Source organism: Burkholderia lata (assembly GCF_902499335.1).
Lineage (GTDB): Bacteria > Pseudomonadota > Gammaproteobacteria > Burkholderiales > Burkholderiaceae > Burkholderia > Burkholderia lata_B.
The window spans coordinates 62723-79348 of record NZ_CABVQK010000002.1; the positions used below are offsets into that span (position 1 = coordinate 62723).

The 16626-nt window shown below is 66.8% G+C and carries 19 protein-coding genes; 10 read left to right on the top strand and 9 right to left on the bottom strand.

All coding sequences use genetic code 11. The annotated features are described in order from the left end of the window. Positions 1–14 precede the first annotated feature (14 nt). Positions 15–950 carry an SPFH domain-containing protein gene (locus tag BCO18175_RS04520; protein ID WP_174979665.1) on the top strand — a complete coding sequence of 312 codons (936 nt, stop codon included), beginning with the start codon at positions 15–17 and terminating at the stop codon, positions 948–950. Between the two features lie 250 nt (positions 951–1200). On the opposite strand, the gene smpB is transcribed toward BCO18175_RS04520, so the two are convergent. Next, the gene (smpB, locus tag BCO18175_RS04525; protein ID WP_011352441.1) at positions 1201–1647 is read right to left on the bottom strand and encodes an SsrA-binding protein SmpB; all 447 of its coding nucleotides are present in this window, start codon (positions 1645–1647) and stop codon (positions 1201–1203) included. Between the two features lie 98 nt (positions 1648–1745). On the opposite strand from smpB, the gene BCO18175_RS04530 reads away from it, so the two are divergent. Further along, a complete protein-coding gene (locus tag BCO18175_RS04530; protein WP_085039369.1) occupies positions 1746–2183 on the top strand; it encodes a type II toxin-antitoxin system RatA family toxin in 438 nt (145 codons plus the stop codon). A 4-nt stretch (positions 2184–2187) separates the two neighbouring features. After that, a complete protein-coding gene (locus tag BCO18175_RS04535) occupies positions 2188–2511 on the top strand; it encodes an RnfH family protein (RefSeq protein WP_039342764.1) in 324 nt (107 codons plus the stop codon). A gap of 54 nt (positions 2512–2565) precedes the next feature. Here BCO18175_RS04535 and BCO18175_RS04540 read toward each other — a convergent pair whose 3' ends face one another. The 3 genes from BCO18175_RS04540 to BCO18175_RS04550 form a co-directional block, all read right to left on the bottom strand. Further along, entirely contained in the window at positions 2566–3549 is a 984-nt protein-coding gene (locus BCO18175_RS04540) for a DMT family transporter (RefSeq protein ID WP_174979667.1), read from the bottom strand. Between the two features lie 121 nt (positions 3550–3670). Beyond that, positions 3671–4351, bottom strand: coding sequence for a Vgb family protein (locus tag BCO18175_RS04545; protein WP_174967512.1), 681 nt, complete (start codon positions 4349–4351; stop codon positions 3671–3673). A 31-nt stretch (positions 4352–4382) separates the two neighbouring features. Beyond that, positions 4383–5603 carry a helix-turn-helix domain-containing protein gene (locus BCO18175_RS04550; protein ID WP_174979668.1) on the bottom strand — a complete coding sequence of 407 codons (1221 nt, stop codon included), beginning with the start codon at positions 5601–5603 and terminating at the stop codon, positions 4383–4385. 114 nt (positions 5604–5717) lie between these two features. Between BCO18175_RS04550 and BCO18175_RS04555 the strand changes: the two genes are divergently transcribed. From BCO18175_RS04555 to BCO18175_RS04580, 6 genes are all read left to right on the top strand, one after another. Further along, positions 5718–6482 (top strand): DUF899 domain-containing protein, encoded by a 765-nt coding sequence (locus BCO18175_RS04555; RefSeq protein ID WP_174979670.1) that lies wholly within the window; start codon positions 5718–5720, stop codon positions 6480–6482. 28 nt (positions 6483–6510) lie between these two features. Further along, positions 6511–7317 carry a DUF2182 domain-containing protein gene (locus tag BCO18175_RS04560; RefSeq protein WP_174980102.1) on the top strand — a complete coding sequence of 269 codons (807 nt, stop codon included), beginning with the start codon at positions 6511–6513 and terminating at the stop codon, positions 7315–7317. A gap of 278 nt (positions 7318–7595) precedes the next feature. Next, complete coding sequence (guaB, locus tag BCO18175_RS04565) at positions 7596–9056, top strand: IMP dehydrogenase (RefSeq protein ID WP_174919073.1); 1461 nt, start codon at positions 7596–7598, stop codon at positions 9054–9056. Between the two features lie 6 nt (positions 9057–9062). Continuing rightward, positions 9063–9668 carry a hypothetical protein gene (locus BCO18175_RS04570; protein WP_174979671.1) on the top strand — a complete coding sequence of 202 codons (606 nt, stop codon included), beginning with the start codon at positions 9063–9065 and terminating at the stop codon, positions 9666–9668. A gap of 116 nt (positions 9669–9784) precedes the next feature. Beyond that, entirely contained in the window at positions 9785–11404 is a 1620-nt protein-coding gene (guaA, locus tag BCO18175_RS04575) for a glutamine-hydrolyzing GMP synthase (RefSeq protein ID WP_174979673.1), read from the top strand. A 422-nt stretch (positions 11405–11826) separates the two neighbouring features. Continuing rightward, a complete protein-coding gene (locus BCO18175_RS04580) occupies positions 11827–12117 on the top strand; it encodes a hypothetical protein (protein WP_174967376.1) in 291 nt (96 codons plus the stop codon). A gap of 182 nt (positions 12118–12299) precedes the next feature. On the opposite strand, the gene BCO18175_RS04585 is transcribed toward BCO18175_RS04580, so the two are convergent. Further along, positions 12300–12917: a 3'-5' exonuclease gene (locus tag BCO18175_RS04585; protein WP_174980103.1), complete on the bottom strand. Its 618-nt coding sequence runs from the start codon at positions 12915–12917 to the stop codon at positions 12300–12302. 234 nt (positions 12918–13151) lie between these two features. Further along, complete coding sequence (locus BCO18175_RS04590; protein WP_174979675.1) at positions 13152–13817, bottom strand: DJ-1/PfpI family protein; 666 nt, start codon at positions 13815–13817, stop codon at positions 13152–13154. A 96-nt stretch (positions 13818–13913) separates the two neighbouring features. Between BCO18175_RS04590 and BCO18175_RS04595 the strand changes: the two genes are divergently transcribed. Then, positions 13914–14468, top strand: coding sequence for a TetR/AcrR family transcriptional regulator (locus BCO18175_RS04595; protein WP_174979677.1), 555 nt, complete (start codon positions 13914–13916; stop codon positions 14466–14468). Between the two features lie 115 nt (positions 14469–14583). Here the strand turns inward: BCO18175_RS04595 and BCO18175_RS04600 are convergent, their stop codons facing one another. The 3 genes from BCO18175_RS04600 to BCO18175_RS04610 form a co-directional block, all read right to left on the bottom strand. After that, a complete protein-coding gene (locus BCO18175_RS04600; RefSeq protein WP_174979678.1) occupies positions 14584–15048 on the bottom strand; it encodes an acetyltransferase in 465 nt (154 codons plus the stop codon). Between the two features lie 138 nt (positions 15049–15186). After that, positions 15187–15678, bottom strand: a complete 492-nt coding sequence (locus BCO18175_RS04605; RefSeq protein WP_174967380.1) for an NUDIX hydrolase — start codon at positions 15676–15678, stop codon at positions 15187–15189. A gap of 50 nt (positions 15679–15728) precedes the next feature. Continuing rightward, positions 15729–16613, bottom strand: a complete 885-nt coding sequence (locus BCO18175_RS04610) for an NAD(P)-dependent oxidoreductase (RefSeq protein ID WP_174979680.1) — start codon at positions 16611–16613, stop codon at positions 15729–15731. Positions 16614–16626: the final 13 nt, after the last annotated feature.

A 16626-nucleotide genomic window follows, 5' to 3' on the forward strand; every position in this document is an offset into this window, starting at 1 on the left:
GGAGGGAATACTTCATGGATTCGCTGATCATCTGGGTGGTCCTGCTCGTCATCGCGATCGTGATCGTGTCGAAAACGGTGAAGATCGTGCCGCAACAGCATGCGTGGGTGCTCGAGCGCTTCGGGCGCTATCACGCGACGCTGTCGCCCGGTCTCAATATCGTGCTGCCGTTCGTCGATCGCATCGCATACCGGCACGTGCTGAAGGAAATCCCGCTCGACGTGCCGAGCCAGGTCTGTATCACGCGCGACAACACGCAGCTGCAGGTCGACGGCGTGCTGTATTTCCAGGTGACCGATCCGATGAAGGCGTCGTACGGGTCGAGCAACTTCGTGCTCGCGATCACGCAGCTCGCGCAAACCACGTTGCGCTCGGTGGTCGGCAAGCTCGAACTCGACAAGACGTTCGAGGAGCGCGACTTCATCAACCACAACATCGTCTCGGCGCTCGATCAGGCCGCCGCGAACTGGGGGGTGAAGGTCCTGCGCTACGAGATCAAGGACCTGACGCCGCCGAAGGAAATCCTGCACGCGATGCAGGCGCAAATCACCGCGGAGCGTGAAAAGCGCGCGCTGATCGCCGCATCCGAAGGCCGCAAGCAGGAGCAGATCAACCTCGCGTCGGGCGCGCGCGAAGCGGCGATCCAGAAATCCGAAGGCGAACGGCAGGCCGCGATCAACCAGGCGCAGGGCCAAGCAGCCGCGATTCTGGCGGTGGCCGAGGCGAATGCACAGGCGATCCAGAAGATTGCGAACGCGATGCAATCGCAGGGCGGGATGGATGCGGTGAACCTGAAGGTTGCCGAGCAGTATGTCAGCGCATTCTCGAATCTCGCGAAGCAGGGCAACACGCTGATCGTGCCGGCGAACCTGTCGGATCTCGGCACGGCGATCTCGTCGGCGCTGACGATCGTCAAGAGCGCGGGGGCAGCGTCGGGCGGGAAGGCCTGAGTCGGACGCACGCGGTGCGCGGGCCGCCGCCGCGGGCGATCGGCGTGCGACGAATCGTCGCGTAGCCGGGGCGCGGATGATGCCCGTTCGGCGCCGTCGTCGGTGCCTTTCTTCAGTCGAAACGGGCGGAGTGGCGCGCCGAGTGCCGCCTCAGCCGCCGCCGGGCAGCCGGCATCCGCGATTCACCCAGCCCAAAGCAACACGGCCCGCTTCGAGCGGGCCGTGTCGTTTGCGAGGTGCGTCGCGCGCGTCAGGTGCCGGCGCGCATGATGCGTGCCTTTTCGCGTTCCCAGTCGCGCTTCTTCTCGGTTTCGCGCTTGTCGTGCAGCTTCTTGCCCTTCGCGAGCGCGATGTCGCACTTCACGCGACCGCCCTTGTAGTGGAAGTTCAGCGGCACGAGCGTGTAGCCACGCTGCTCGACCTTGCCGATCAGTTTCTTGATTTCCTCGCGGTGCAGCAGCAGCTTGCGCGTGCGGACCGGGTCGGGCGTGATGTGGGTCGAAGCCTCGGGCAGCGGGCTGATATGGGTACCGATCAGGAAGATCTCGTCGTGCTTGATCACGACGTAACCTTCCCTGATCTGGCCGCGCCCGGCGCGCAGCGCCTTGACTTCCCAGCCCTCGAGCACGAGCCCCGCCTCGTAGCGTTCCTCGATGTGATAATCGAAGTGCGCTTTCCTGTTGTCGATGATGCTCATGAAAGGATCGGGCCAACTCGTTTAAAATCACGATTTTAGCAAAGCGGGGCGGGAATCGCCCGGCTTGCGTTCTCACCTTAAGCGATGCCGCGCGATTTATGGCAGATGTCCAGAAAACCGTATTGATCCGTCATTCGGCGGAACAGATGTTCGACCTCGTCACCGACGTGGCCGACTACCCCAATTTCCTGCCCTGGTGCGGCGGCGTTGAGATTCGCCGTCAGGACGAGAGCGGGATGGAAGCGCGCATCGACATCAACTTCAAGGGCATCAAGCAGCATTTCGCGACGCGCAACACGCAGCAGCGCCCGGCGCGGATCGACATGGAGTTCACGGACGGCCCGTTCAAGAAGTTCACGGGCGCGTGGCGCTTCACGGCACTGCGTGCCGATGCGTGCAAGATCGAATTCGCGCTGCACTACGAATTCTCGAGCATCCTGCTCGAGAAGATCATCGGGCCCGTGTTCAGCCACATCGCGAACACGTTCGTCGATTCGTTCGTGAAGCGCGCCGACCAGCGCTACGGGAAGGGGTGACGCGATGTTGTCGATCGAAGTCTGCTACGCGCTGCCGGATCGCCAGACGCTGATTCCGCTGTCGCTGCCCGAAGGGGCGACCGTTCGTTCGGCGATCGATGCGAGCGGCGTGCTCGCGCTGCACCCGGAAATCGATCTCGCGAACGCGAAGACGGGCGTGTACGGCAAGCTTGCGCCGCTCGATGCGCCGCTCGCCGACCACGACCGCGTCGAGATCTACCGCCCGTTGATCGTCGATCCGAAGCTCGCGCGCCAGCGGCGCGTCGACAAGTCGCGCCGCGACGGCTCCATCGAGGGCCGCAAGTGGATGCACAAGGACGCGCGCTGACGCGGGCCGATCCGCGTTTTTCGTCTCTATTTGTCTGATTAAACGCCGTGGCGCTCAGTGGGCCGCGGCGTTCGCGTTTGCCGGTGCGCTTCCCGAGGTATCGCCGCCAGCGGGCGTGTTGCCGTGCTGCCGCACCGATCCGTAGACGCCAGCGAGCAGCAGCACCAGCGCGGCGATCTCGAGCGCATGCGGCATCCGCTGGTCGTACACGAACGCGTAAAGCATCGCGAACACGGTTTCGAACACGATCAGCTGGCCGGACAGCGTGAGCGGCAGCCGCTTCGACGCGGCATTCCACAGCCCGTTGCCGAGCCACGACGCGCCGATCGCGAGCACGAGGTTAAGCAGCCAGAACAGCTGCCAGCGCGACGCCGGAACCGCGGCCTGCACCGTGCCGGCCGGCAGCGCGAGGATCGCGATCCAGACGAGGCCGCCGATCAGGCCCGTCACGACACCCCACAGTACCGACCACTCGTTGCCGCCGAAATGATGATGGCGCTGCAGATAGCGTGCGTTCGCGACCGCATACCAGGTCCAGCTCGCGAGCGCGCCGGCCGCGCAGGCGATGCCGGCGAGCTTCTGGCCGAGCGTCGTCGCATGCGCGGCCTCGGACGTGAACAGGTCGACGTTGATGCAGACGATGCCCGCGATCACCAGCGCGAGCGGGATCGCGAGCCGCCGCAACGGCACGGCGCCGTGGTCGCCGAGGCCCGCGAGCGTGACCGTGACGGGCAGCACGCCGACGATCAGCGAACTGGGGGCGATGCCGATCAGGTGCACGGCGCCGGACAGCAGCATGTAGTACGCGACGTTGCCGACGACGGCGAGCCTGACCAGCGCGACGAGATCCTCGCGGGTCAGCCGCGCGAGCAGCGAGCGGGCGGCCGGTAGCGCGGCCGCGAGCGATACGAGGCCGTACATCGCGTAGCGGCCGGCGCTCAGCAGCAGCGGCGAGAAGTCGGTCAGCAGCCGAGGAACGAGAAACACCATGCCCCACAGGGCACCTGCCAGGACACCATAGACCACACCGCGCTGCATCGACCGCTCCGAACACATGACTGACGAGCGCGCATCTTAGCGACGCGGTCGCCGCGGCGTCTTGTTCATTCCTGCACTCGGCGCAGGGCGGGGCACTGGCGTGCCGCGTGCGGGCGGCGGGTCATTCGTCAACCGGATCGGGCGTTGCACCCGCGCTGTTGCCCGGTGCCCGCGCGGGCCGACGCACGGCGCGCAACGTGCCGCTGTTGCCGCCGCCGCAGTAGAAGCGGTCGTGGCCGTCGGATTCGAGCCCCGATACGCCGACGCCGGCCGGCATGTCGATCTGCTCGAGCACCTGGCCCGTGCGCGGATCGATGTGCCGCAGGTCCGCCTGGTCGGCTTCCCAGGTGCCGTGCCACAGCTCGCCGTCGACCCAGGTCACGCCGGTGACGAAGCGGTTCGATTCGATCGTGCGCAGCACGGCGCCCGATTTCGGATCCACCTGATGAATCTTGCGTTCGCGGTACTGGCCGACCCACAGCGTGCCTTCGGCCCATGCCAGCCCGGAATCGGCGCCGCCGCCGGGGGCGGGAATCGTCGCGAGCACGCGGCCCGATTCGGGATCGATCGTCTCGATGCGGTCCTCGACGATCTGGTACAGGTGGCGGCCGTCGAACGCCGTGCCCGCATGCGCGGCGACGTCGATCGAGCGGACGGTCGTGCCGCGTTCCGGGTCGAGCGCATTCAGCTTGTCGCCGGACGCGTACCACACGTACTGCCCGTCGAACGTGACGCCGTGTACGCCGTCGACGCCCGGAAACGGGCCGTATTCGCGAAGGATGTCTGCACTGGAGCGCTTCATGTTCGTCACCTCGTCGTTCGGTGAGGTCATCCTAATCGCCCGGCAGCGGGGCGGGGAGTAACAAGGTCGTCGCGAAACCGGGCAGCGGCGGCGTCATCCAGCGACGCGCGCGGCCTCGGCCGAGCGCCTGGACCTTGTCGGCTTCGGCGAGCGCGTCGAGCGCACGCTGCACGGTGCGCTGGCTGGCGCCGAGGGCCAGCGCCAGCGCGGAGCTCGACCACGCTTCGCCATCGGAGAGGAGCGCGAGCACGGCCGCGTGGCGATCGTCGACCGGGCGGGCCAGGACGACGGTTTCGCGTACGCCGAGCGGTTCGAGCGCAAAGCCGCACGGCGTTGCGATGACGTTCGCGAGCGGCCGCAGTACCGCGCGCAGCCGGCCGATCTCGACACGCAGGCGCGCGCGATGCGATTCGTCCGCGTGTTTCGCGCGGAACGCGGCCGCGACGAGCGCATTTCGGGACACGTCGGCCGGCCATGCCTCGCCGAGCGCACGGGCGAGCACGAACAGCACGGGCCGCCGCGCGAGCGACACGGTCGTGCGCGCGTCGCGCACCGTGTGGCGGCATGCATCGACGACGAGCGCGTTCGACGCGAACAGCGTCTCGACTTCGTCGAGCTGCACGAGCCGTGATGTACCGCGCGCGATGAGGCGGGCGGCCGGTGCGTCGAGCACGCGCGCCGCGGTGTCGACCTCGGCAGTCAGCGCGGCGATGCCGGCGTCGCGTGCCGCCGCGCGTGCGCGGGTGAGCGCAGCGCGGGCCGCGTGCGTGCGGATGCGGCGCATCGCGATGCCGGCCGCGATCAGCTCATGGGCGGCGCGCGATGCGGCCGGCAGCGGCGCGGGATCGAGATTCGCGAGCATCTGCTCGGCATCGTCGAGGTGCCCGATCAGCAGCAGCCGGCGCACGCCGAGATAGCGCGCATGCGCGGCGTTCGCGCGGTCGCCGTGCGCGTCGAGCGTCGCGCAGGCGGCGTCGAGCGCGCGCGTCGGCCAGCGCAGGTCGCGCGACGCGAGCGCGATCTCCGCTTCCGCGACGACGCAGCGCGCACGTGCCACGGCCTCCTTCGCGCCGAACGCACGGGCGGCGCCGCGCACGAGTGTGCGCGCGCGTTCGAAATCGCCGAGCTGCGCCATCGCGATCCCGCGCAGCGCGAGCGCCGGCGCATCGTCGAGCAGCGCGACGCGGTTCAGCGCGCCGAGCGCGTCACCGGCCGCGAGCGCGCGCGCGGCCGCCGTGATCAGCGAATCCATCCGAATCCCGACACACTTGTCACTCCCTCCGGCCCGATGCCCGCCACTAATCTAGCACCACGCACACGGCACCGGACGCCGTGCCCGGATACCCATCGGAAGGAGGAACCCGCCATGACGACTCATCTCACCGGAACGCGCGACGAATGGCTGGCCGCGCGCCGCGCACTGCTCGACGCGGAAAAGGCGCTGACGCGGCAAAGCGACGAACTCGCACGGCGGCGCCAGGCACTGCCCTGGGTGCGCGTCGACAAGACCTACCGGTTCGACACCGAAGACGGACAGGCGACGCTCGACGACCTGTTTCACGGCCGCTCGCAGTTGCTCGTCTATCACTTCATGTTCGGCCCCGACTACAAGGCCGGCTGCCCGTCGTGCTCGGCGCTCGCCGACGGTTTCGACGGTTTCGCCGTGCATCTGGCGAACCACGATGTGACGCTCGCCGCCGTGTCGCGCGCACCGCTCGCGAAACTGCTCGCTTACCGGCAGCGGATGGGGTGGAGCTTCCCGTGGGCGTCGTCGGTCGGCAGCGATTTCAACTTCGACTTCAATGTGTCGTTCACCGAAACGCAGCAGCGCGCGGGCGACGTCGAGTACAACTACGCGCGGGCGGGCCACGCGATGGACATGGATCCGCCTCCGGCACCCGTCGTGCAGTTCGCGGCGACGTGCGGCACCGACGCGGTCACGTATTCGCTCGACCGACCGGGGATGAGCGCATTCGTGCGCGAGGACGGCGCGGTTTATCACACGTACTCGACCTATGCGCGCGGGCTCGACGGGCTGTGGGGGATGTACCAGTGGCTCGATCGCGCGCCGCGCGGGCGCAACGAGACCGGCCCGTGGTGGCACCGTCATGACGAGTACGCACGCGGCTGAGCGCGCCGGCGACGGGCGGGGGCGGGCGATGACACGGCCGGCGGCCGGCGCTGCGGGCCCCGATCCGCGGGCGTTCGCGGTGGCGCTCGTGGCCGTGTTCGCCGTTGCCACGATCGCGACCGTGGCGCAGCACGCGTCGATGGCCGCGATGGGCGGCGAGCCGATGCCCGGCGGCTGGATGGCCTCGGCTGCATGGCTGCGACCGTGCGGCCGGGGCGCCGGCCGCGCATTCGCGGCGTTCGCCGGAATGTGGGGCGCGATGACGGCGACGATGATGCTGCCCGTGCTGGCGCCGGTGCTCTGGCGATACCGGCGGCGCGTCGGTCCGCTGACCGCGACCCGTGCGGCATGGCTTGTCGTCGTCGCGGGTGCCGGGTATTTCGCCGTGTGGATGGCGCTCGGGGTGCTCGTGTTTCCGGCTGGCGCGGCACTGACGGCCGCCGCTGCCCGGCTGCCGGCGCTCGCATGCGCGCTGCCGTTTGCGGCCGGTGCGGTCGTGTCGGCCGCGGGCGTGCTGCAATTTTCCGCGTGGAAGGCGCGGCGGCTGGCGTGCTGCCGGCACGCGGCAGGCGGTGCCCCACGGTTGCGGGCGGTTGCCGGCGCGGCATGGCGGCACGGCGTGCGGGTTGCCATGCATTGCAGTGCCTGTTGCGGGAACCTGATGGCGATCGCGCTCGCGGCCGGCATGATGGACCTGCGCGTGATGGCCGCCGTGACGATCGCGATCGCCGCCGAGCGCCTCGCGCCGTCCGGCGGGCGTGTTGCGCGGATCGTCGGTTGCGTGGCGGTCGGCGCAGGCATCACGATGATCGCGCGCGCGGCCGGGCTGCTATAACAGAGGGTAGGCAGGCCGATTCGACACGTTGCCGGGCCTTGCTTCACCGTGGCCGTTACCGTCGCGTGCCCCGTTCGCGACCGGCGGATCGGCCGCTTGGCCGCCGGTTGCGCGAATGGCTCGATGCGGCGGTGAAACGAAAGGCGATCGAAAACGAACCGAACTGCGAACCGAACGATTCGGCCCCCGAACGGAGGAAAGCGGCTAAGCCGTTGTTCGTGTTGTGAAAATTCGCAGCGCTTCGCGTATAATTCGCTTTTGCGCCCATAGGATTTGCCATGCGTCTGATCCAAAAAGCACTCACTTTCGATGACGTGCTCCTCGTTCCCGCCTTCTCCGACGTTCTCCCGCGCGACACCAGCCTCAAGACCAAGCTGACCCGCAACATCTCCCTGAACATGCCGCTCGTGTCCGCCGCGATGGACACGGTCACCGAAGGTCGCCTTGCGATCGCGATGGCACAGCAGGGTGGCGTCGGTATCGTCCACAAGAACCTGACGCCGGCCGAACAGGCTCGCGAAGTCGCGAAGGTCAAGCGTTTCGAATCGGGCGTCGTTCGCGATCCGATCACGGTGCCGCCGCAAATGAAGGTGCGCGACGTGATCGCGCTGTCGCGCCAGCATGGCATCTCGGGCTTCCCGGTCGTCGAAGGCCCGCAACTCGTCGGCATCGTCACGAACCGCGACCTGCGTTTCGAAACCCGCCTCGACGAGCCGGTCAAGTCGATCATGACGCCGCGCGAGCGCCTCGTCACGGTCAAGGAAGGCACGCCGCTCGCCGAAGCGAAGGCGCTGATGCACAGCCACCGCCTCGAGCGCGTGCTGGTCGTCAACGACGCGTTCGAACTGCGCGGCCTGATGACCGTCAAGGACATCACGAAGCAGACCGAGCACCCGGACGCGTGCAAGGACGAACACGGCAAGCTGCGCGCAGGCGCGGCAGTCGGCGTCGGTGCCGACAACGAAGAGCGCGTCGAGCTGCTGGTGCAGGCCGGTGTCGACGTGATCGTCGTCGATACCGCGCACGGCCACAGCAAGGGCGTGCTCGAGCGCGTTCGCTGGGTCAAGCAGAACTTCCCGCACGTCGAAGTGATCGGCGGCAACATCGCGACGGCCGCCGCCGCGAAGGCGCTCGTCGAATACGGCGCGGATGCAGTCAAGGTCGGTATCGGCCCGGGCTCGATCTGCACGACGCGGATCGTCGCCGGTGTCGGCGTACCGCAGATCAGCGCGATCGCGAACGTCGCGGAAGCGCTGAAGGGCACGGGCGTGCCGTGCATCGCCGACGGCGGCGTGCGTTTCTCGGGCGACGTGTCGAAGGCCCTCGCGGCCGGCGCGAACGCGGTGATGATGGGCAGCATGTTCGCGGGCACCGAAGAGGCGCCGGGCGACGTGTTCCTGTACCAGGGCCGCCAGTACAAGTCGTATCGCGGCATGGGTTCCGTCGGTGCGATGAAGGACGGCGCGGCAGACCGCTACTTCCAGGACAACTCGGCGAACATCGACAAGCTCGTGCCGGAAGGCATCGAAGGCCGTGTCGCGTACAAGGGTTCGGTCAACGCGATCCTGTTCCAGCTGGTCGGCGGTGTGCGCGCCAGCATGGGCTACTGCGGCTGCAAGACGATCGACGAGTTGCACGACAAGGCCGAATTCGTCCAGATCACCGCGGCGGGCATGCGCGAGTCGCACGTGCACGACGTGCAGATCACGAAGGAAGCGCCGAACTACCACGTGGACTGATCGCCGATGAAACCGCTGCTGCGAGCCGTGCTGATTATCGATGCCGTGCTGCTGCTGGCGTTCGGCGTGCTGTTCGTGCTGACGCCCTGGCAGTCGCTCTTCAACGCGCTGCAGCTCGCGAACGTCCAGCCGGCCATGCTCGGCCAGGCGTTCGGCATCGCGTTGCTCGGGCTCGCGTGGCTCGCGTTTCATGCAGCGTTCAACGGGGACCTCACGGCGCCCGTCGCGCGGTCGGTCGGCCATGTGTACTGGCTGACCGGCGCGCTGACGATCGTCTGGTCGATGGGCACCGGCAGCGGTCCCGCGCTCGCAGCCGCCGGCAGGGTGCTGTCGGTCGTGGCCGGTGTCGCGCTGATCGTGCTGGGCCTCGGCGGCGTGCGGCTCGCATCGGCCGTACGCCGGCGCGAAAAGACGCAGGCGCTCGAGGCGCGCGCGCCGGCGGAGCGTCCGGCCGAGCCGGCGATGGCGCCCGCGCCGTCGTCCGCACCGCAGCGTGTCGAACCCGCCGTCAGCCGTCCCGCAGCACCTGCTGCACCGTCACCGGCTTCATCCGGCTCCAGTCGATCGTCAGGCGGCGTCGCACTCGACGAGCGCCCGCCGATGCAGGATTGACCGGCCATGCGTCGCGCGTGCTGCCTTCCGCCCGACGCCGCTGTCCATGCTATTGACGCAGCGCATGATGCACATGATGCGCTGCTTTTCTTATTCTCTTCATCCCGTCCGCAGCCATGCACGACAAAATCCTGATTCTCGACTTCGGTTCGCAAGTCACCCAACTGATTGCGCGACGCGTGCGCGAAGCGCACGTCTACTGCGAAATCCATCCGAACGATGTGTCCGACGACTTCGTCCGCGAGTTCGCGCCGAAGGCGGTGATCCTGTCGGGTAGCCACGCGAGTACGTACGAAGACCATCAACTGCGCGCGCCGCAGGCCGTGTGGGACCTCGGCGTGCCGGTGCTCGGCATCTGCTACGGCATGCAGACGATGGCCGTGCAGCTCGGCGGCAAGGTCGAGTGGAGCGACCACCGCGAATTCGGCTATGCGGAAATGCGCGCCCACGGCCATACGCGCCTGCTCGACGGCATCGAGGATTTCAAGACGGACGAAGGCCACGGGATGCTGAAGGTCTGGATGAGCCACGGCGACAAGGTTGCCGAGCTGCCGCCGGGCTTCGCGCTGATGGCGTCGACGCCGAGCTGCCCGATCGCCGGCATGGCCGACGAGGCACGCGGCTACTACGCGGTGCAGTTCCACCCGGAAGTCACGCACACGGTGAAGGGCCGCCAGATCATCGAACGCTTCGTGCTGCAGATCGCCGGCGCGAAGCCCGACTGGATCATGAAAAACCACATCGAGGAAGCCGTCGCGAAGATCCGCGAGCAGGTCGGCGACGAGGAAGTGATTCTCGGCCTGTCGGGTGGTGTCGATTCGAGCGTCGCGGCCGCGCTGATCCATCGCGCGATCGGCGACCAGCTCACCTGCGTGTTCGTCGACCACGGCCTGCTGCGTCTGAACGAAGGCAAGATGGTGCTCGACATGTTCGAGGGCCGCCTGCATGCGAAGGTCGTGCATGTGGATGCCGCCGAGCAGTTCCTCGGCCACCTGGCCGGCGTGACCGATCCGGAAGCGAAGCGCAAGATCATCGGCCGCGAGTTCGTCGAGGTGTTCCAGGCCGAAGCGAAGAATCTGTCGAAGGCGAAGTGGCTCGCGCAGGGCACGATCTACCCGGACGTGGTCGAATCGGGCGGCACGAAGACGAAGAAGGCAACGACGATCAAGAGCCACCACAACGTCGGCGGCCTGCCGGAAACGCTCGGCCTGAAGCTGCTCGAGCCGCTGCGCGACCTGTTCAAGGACGAAGTGCGCGAGCTGGGCGTCGCGCTCGGCCTGCCGCCGGAGATGGTGTACCGCCATCCGTTCCCGGGCCCGGGCCTCGGCGTGCGGATTCTCGGCGAAGTGAAGCGCGAGTACGCGGACCTGCTGCGCCGCGCGGACGCGATCTTCATCGAGGAACTGCGCAACACGACCGCGACCGCGCACGATGCGGCTGCCGGCCTGTGCGGCGAAGCCGATGTCGGCAAGAGCTGGTACGACCTGACGAGCCAGGCGTTCGCGGTGTTCCTGCCGGTCAAGTCGGTGGGCGTGATGGGCGATGGCCGCACGTACGACTACGTGACGTCACTGCGCGCAGTGCAGACGACCGACTTCATGACCGCACACTGGGCGCACCTGCCGTACGCGCTGCTCGGCCGCGCGTCGAACCGGATCATCAACGAGGTGCGCGGGATCAACCGTGTGGTGTATGACATCTCGGGCAAGCCGCCGGCGACGATCGAGTGGGAGTAACTGGACGTCCGGCACGTGCCGGACGACCTGACAGCAGGACACATCAAAGCCCGCTTCACAGCGGGCTTTTTTGTTTTTGGCCCGATTGGCGCACCGCGCGGATTTCGTGTTTCGTCGACTAGAACACACCGAGAACATTCGTGTGCCATGACGCGTCGCGGATGCCCTTATTTCCGCTCTCGTTCAACCAGCGGCTCCGCTCATACCCCCCCGAGTTTCGCCGCGACTGTAATCGAGTGTAATTGATTGCCCCGCGCGCTCAGCCTAATTTCATCCCGGCAGGTGCGCTTCGCGGATGGCCGGCTCAAGCCACCACGAAGCTTGTGATGAGCGTTATCGATGCGTGACTCGCGCAAGCCAGATTCGGCCTATACGGCCCCCCCTGGTTCTCGGCTTTTCAACTCACAGCAGGAGAAATTGTCATGTCGAACGGAAATTTCAGCGAAATCCAGAAGTTCGCGGAGCAGGCGGATTTGAAGCGCGTAGACGTCGAGTCAATCCAGCTGGGCTATTGGGACAATCACGATACCGTTCCCTTTATGCTCAATAACGAGGGGGCGAATTCGTTTGAGGTGAATGCGACGAACACGGCGTTGCTGATCCAGATCGGAAGCGCAATTGCAGCGCTTGGACAGAAGCAGAAGGTTGTGGCCTATCTGGGAGACCTCAGCCACGGCGGTACCCTCAAAGTGCTCCTTGTCGGTGTCGCATAATACGAAAGCAAGGCGCCGCTCAGTCGATCAGTGTCGTGGGCGGCCGCAAAATGGCCGTCCTGCCGTTGCCTTGTATTCGGAATCAACCGGAAGACTGCTGCGACACGAAAACGGCCTGGCAGGTTGCCAGGCCGCTTTTCATTCACGGATTGCGCAAGTCGGCGCCGTCACGCGTCGGATGCTCACGCGTGCGAGCCCACGAGCGAACGCAGGTACGTCGGCACCTTCGCTTTCGCCGTGGCCTGCACACGTGTCATGAGCGCGTGATCGATGCGATTCAGTCCGTAAGTTCGCGAAATGTCGTGCTGCAACCGGCACCACAGGTGACCGGCCATCTCGGCATCGACCATCGCCCGGTGCGCACGGCCCGATTTGGGCAACCGCAGCATATCCACCAGGCTCGACAAGCGGTGACTCTGGGCATCCGGATAGATACGTCGTGCCACCAGCATCGTGCACGCAAAGGCATGCTCGGCCGACATGCCGAGAATCCCGAGCTCCGACTGCCAGAATCGTTTGTCGAAACCGGCGTTGTGGGCCACGACCGCATGCTTGCCGACGAACGCAGCGGCTTCCTTCATGACTGTCGACGCCGGGGGAGCCGATGCAATCATCTCGTTCGTGATGCCGGTCAGCGCGACGACATCCGACGGTATGCGTCTGCCTGCATTCATCAGGCTCTGGAAACGGTCGACGACTTGTCCGTCCCGGAGCAGGATGACGGCGATTTCGGTCGCTCGGTCGCCCATGTTCGGCGAAAGTCCGGTTGTTTCGAAGTCCAGTACCGCAACGGTTTGCATGGTCGAATCCTGTTGCTTCACGCTGTGTCGTTAGAGTGGCCGAGAGGTTAGCATCTCCAGGCCCGCGACAGGCTCGTTCAGCCCGGGAAAAGACCATTCGTGCGGCAAACGCCGACCCGATCGATGATCCGGACCGCCCGCGAATTCGCCCCGATCCACCTTTGACTCGGCAGGACGCACGACGATGCAACAGGGTGCCGGCCGCCGACTATCGGCAGCCCATCGACCCGTGGGTCACGCCGCCAGCCCGTTGTCGCCCTCAACCATCCGGATCGGGCCCGTGGTTTGTCCCGCACCCAGCCTGATGCTGAACCCGATCAGGTCTTCGTAAATCTCCCGTTGCCCGGCAGGCAGCACGGGCAGCAGCGTCTCGCGCCGCTTGTCCGCATCGAACAGCGATTCCACCAGCCACCCCGTCAGATAGAGCGACGCCAGGCACCCGCCCGCGGTCGCGACGTTGCCGTGGCACACCAGCGGCTGCTCCGGCACGTCCAGCCCGAGTGCCTGCAAACCCTTCCGTGCGTCGGGATGCGTCGTGGCGCGGCGCTCCGGCAGCAGCCCGAGTCGTTCGAGAATGAAGGCACCGCCGCAGATCGACCCGACCAGCTGGCGTTCGGGGTCGAGATTGAACGACGGCAGGAAATCCGGATGGGCGAGCGCGGCCGGCACGCCTTCCTTGCCGCTCGAAAACAGGACTGCGTCGGCGCGATTGGCGTCGGCGAGCGGGCCGTGCGTCGGGATGGCCAGGCCATGCGCGGACTGCAGCACCGGCTGCGCGCCCAGAATCCGCACGCGCCAGTCCCTGTTGTTGCGGCCGAGAATGTCCCACATCAGGAACAGGTCGATGTCCGTGAACCGGTCGAATGCGATGAGCGCGATGTCTTTCAAGGCGAACTCCATGAGTAATGGCGCGACGCCGGAAGCGGCGGCGGCCGTGATAGAGTTCGCAGCCTATCTGTCCATGCCGCACAATACACAGCCTGTATGGCGATGACGATGAGCACACTGACGCGTAACGACTGGATTGCAGCGGGCTTCGACGCCCTCGACGGGGAAGGGTATGCGGGCATTTCGGCCGAAAGCCTCGCGCGACGGCTGAACGTGACCCGCGGATCGTTCTATCACCACTTCCGCAATCGCGAGGACTTCGTCAGGACGCTGCTGACCGCATGGGAGGACGACTACACCGCGCGGATGCTGGCGTATGCGGCGGATGGCCGCGGTGCCGGCGACACGCTGGCGCGCTATCTGCGCATTGCCGCCGAGAAGCGGCCCGGGCGTGAAATCGCGATCCGCGCGTGGGCGCTGCACGATCCGCTGGTCGCGGAATTCCAGCAGCGCGTCGATGCGGCGCGACTCGCGTTTGCGATCGAGACGTCGCGCAGGCTGGTGCGCACGTCGGGCGAGGCCGAGATCGTCGGGCAGGCCGTGCACTTGTGCCTGATCGGCGGACAGCAGGCCGGGCTGCGGCGCGATGCCGACCGGTTCAACGGGTTCATGCAGCGCGCGGTTGCAATGGTCGAACGCGTGCTGCCGATGCGTCGTGCATGACGCGTCAGGTGGCCGTGTGTTGCACGCGTGGAGCGGACCCGGTGTCGGGCAGCCGTGTTCGCGTGCCTGGTGCGCATGACGTCGAGGGCGGCGCGATATTCCTCGCCCGCCACGGTTATGCGTGCTGCGGCGAGGACAGCGGTGCCGCGCGATAGCGCAGGTGAATCAGCGGATAGGCGCGCCCCTGTCCATCGAGCGCCGATCGCCCGGTGCGCTCGAAGCCGAGCCGTTCATAGAATCCCGCTGCCGCTTCGTTCTGCTCGTTGACGTCGGTCGACAGGTCGGGATGACGCTTGAGTGCATCTTCCACGAGCAGGCGCCCGACACCTGCGCCATGGTGAGCGGGATCGACGAACAGTGCTTCCATGTGACTGCCGTCGAGCAGCATGAAGCCGATCGCGCGGTCGGCATCGTCGACGGCGAGATCAAGCGGGGCACCGGGCAGGAACGCGATGACTTCGGATTCGATCGTGCGACGGTCGTCGTCGCTCAGGAAGTGATGCGTGGCGTCGACCGCATCGCGCCAGATATCCAGCACGCGTGCGCCGTCGGCTTGAGTGGACTTGCGAATTCGGATCATGGTTTGGCCCGTCTTTGATTTGTAATTTGAAGTTCGGCGGGTAGCCGATCCCGTCATGGCCCCGGTCGGGCCGCCTGAAAGGGCCGCGAGAAAGGCGGCGGTGTTTTCAGGTATTCAGGTATTCAGGTATTCAGGTATTCAGGTATTGGCCGGACGCTGCGCGTCGCCAAGAGCCGCCGCACGCTCGATTGCGCGTCGCGCAACGTCGCGTACGCCTGCGCTCATCGGCAAATCATCGCGGTCGAGTTCGGCGAGATCGAACCAGCGCGCGTCGAGTGCGTCGTCGCCGGCGGCAGGCGTGCCGCGCAACCATCTGCACAGCACCGCGACCATGACGAAGTGCTGACGCACTTCGCCGCCGGCATCGTAATCGAACGCATCCAGTGCGGTAAAGGTGTCGAGTGCGTCGACGTCGACGGTCGTCTCTTCGGCGATCTCGCGCACGATCGCGTTCGCAATCGATTCCCCCGTTTCGATCTTGCCGCCAGGAAAGCCCCAGCAGCCTGCATCCGGCGGGTTGGCGCGGCGTACCAGCAGCACGTCGCGTTCCCGCAGCACGATGCCGATCACGGCGGGAACAGGGCGGACGGAAGCGGTGACACCGGTCGAGGAGCGGGGTGAATCGGACATGAGTTTCTACGTGTAGAAGCGTTCGAGTATGTGTGGCGGCCGGCGACGATTCATCGTGCGTCGTCGGTGCGCTGCTCGATCGCGCGGATCACGGCGACCATGTCGTCCGCGCCATGTCCGGCCCGCTCGGTCTCGCCGTAAAGCGCATGGCAGATGTCGAGCAGCGGCGACGCGATGCCGATGCCGCGCGCGGATTCGGCGACGAGGCGCGCATTCTTCAGCACGTCGGTGATCGCGGCCTGCACCGAGAAATCCGCCGCGACGAGCTTGCCGAGCTTCACGCGCGACACGTCGCTCGCCATCGGGCCCGCGTTCAGCACGTCGGCGAAGCGGGCGAGATCGATGCCGTGGCGTTGCGCGAAATGCGTGGCTTCGGTCAGGCCGGTGACCATCGTGATCAGAAACAGGTTCACGGCGAGCTTCATCGTCAGCGCCGACGGTACGTCGCCGCACACGAAGCTGTCGCGGCACAGCGGCTTCACGAGCGCGCGGGCGGCGTCGACGTCGTCCGGTGCCCCGGCGAGCATCACGACGAGTTGCCCGGCTTCGGCCGGCTTGCGCGACCCCGACACCGGCGCTTCGACGTAGCGGCCCGATGCGGCAGCGATGTCGTCGGCCAGTGCGCGCGAATACTCGGGTGCGTTCGTGCCCATGTTCACGATGGCGTGCCCGCCGACACGGGCGGCGAAACCGGGCGTGCCGCGTGCGAGGACGGTGTCGATCGCCGCGTCGTTCGCGAGCATCAGGATCACGGTGCCGCAGGTCGCGAACACGTCGTCGATGTGCTCGGCGACGCGTGCGCCGGCGTCGCGCAGTACATCGTCGCTGCCGTGCGACCGGCTCCATACGACGAGCGGCGTGCCGGCCCGCGCGAGATTGAGCGCCATCGGCGTGCCCATCACGCCGAGACCGATGAATCCGACTGCGGTTTGCATGTTCTGGCTCCCA

Excerpts from the sequence above, each read along its gene's own strand:
- BCO18175_RS04520 (WP_174979665.1), top strand. The coding sequence starts at position 15 with ATGGATTCGCTGATCATCTGGGTGGTCCTGCTCGTCATCGCGATCGTG.
- smpB (WP_011352441.1), bottom strand. The coding sequence starts at position 1,647 with ATGAGCATCATCGACAACAGGAAAGCGCACTTCGATTATCACATCGAG.
- BCO18175_RS04530 (WP_085039369.1), top strand. The coding sequence starts at position 1,746 with ATGGCAGATGTCCAGAAAACCGTATTGATCCGTCATTCGGCGGAACAG.
- BCO18175_RS04535 (WP_039342764.1), top strand. The coding sequence starts at position 2,188 with ATGTTGTCGATCGAAGTCTGCTACGCGCTGCCGGATCGCCAGACGCTG.
- BCO18175_RS04540 (WP_174979667.1), bottom strand. The coding sequence starts at position 3,549 with ATGCAGCGCGGTGTGGTCTATGGTGTCCTGGCAGGTGCCCTGTGGGGC.
- BCO18175_RS04545 (WP_174967512.1), bottom strand. The coding sequence starts at position 4,351 with ATGAAGCGCTCCAGTGCAGACATCCTTCGCGAATACGGCCCGTTTCCG.
- BCO18175_RS04550 (WP_174979668.1), bottom strand. The coding sequence starts at position 5,603 with ATGGATTCGCTGATCACGGCGGCCGCGCGCGCGCTCGCGGCCGGTGAC.
- BCO18175_RS04555 (WP_174979670.1), top strand. The coding sequence starts at position 5,718 with ATGACGACTCATCTCACCGGAACGCGCGACGAATGGCTGGCCGCGCGC.
- BCO18175_RS04560 (WP_174980102.1), top strand. The coding sequence starts at position 6,511 with ATGACACGGCCGGCGGCCGGCGCTGCGGGCCCCGATCCGCGGGCGTTC.
- guaB (WP_174919073.1), top strand. The coding sequence starts at position 7,596 with ATGCGTCTGATCCAAAAAGCACTCACTTTCGATGACGTGCTCCTCGTT.
- BCO18175_RS04570 (WP_174979671.1), top strand. The coding sequence starts at position 9,063 with ATGAAACCGCTGCTGCGAGCCGTGCTGATTATCGATGCCGTGCTGCTG.
- guaA (WP_174979673.1), top strand. The coding sequence starts at position 9,785 with ATGCACGACAAAATCCTGATTCTCGACTTCGGTTCGCAAGTCACCCAA.
- BCO18175_RS04580 (WP_174967376.1), top strand. The coding sequence starts at position 11,827 with ATGTCGAACGGAAATTTCAGCGAAATCCAGAAGTTCGCGGAGCAGGCG.
- BCO18175_RS04585 (WP_174980103.1), bottom strand. The coding sequence starts at position 12,917 with ATGCAAACCGTTGCGGTACTGGACTTCGAAACAACCGGACTTTCGCCG.
- BCO18175_RS04590 (WP_174979675.1), bottom strand. The coding sequence starts at position 13,817 with ATGGAGTTCGCCTTGAAAGACATCGCGCTCATCGCATTCGACCGGTTC.
- BCO18175_RS04595 (WP_174979677.1), top strand. The coding sequence starts at position 13,914 with ATGAGCACACTGACGCGTAACGACTGGATTGCAGCGGGCTTCGACGCC.
- BCO18175_RS04600 (WP_174979678.1), bottom strand. The coding sequence starts at position 15,048 with ATGATCCGAATTCGCAAGTCCACTCAAGCCGACGGCGCACGCGTGCTG.
- BCO18175_RS04605 (WP_174967380.1), bottom strand. The coding sequence starts at position 15,678 with ATGTCCGATTCACCCCGCTCCTCGACCGGTGTCACCGCTTCCGTCCGC.
- BCO18175_RS04610 (WP_174979680.1), bottom strand. The coding sequence starts at position 16,613 with ATGCAAACCGCAGTCGGATTCATCGGTCTCGGCGTGATGGGCACGCCG.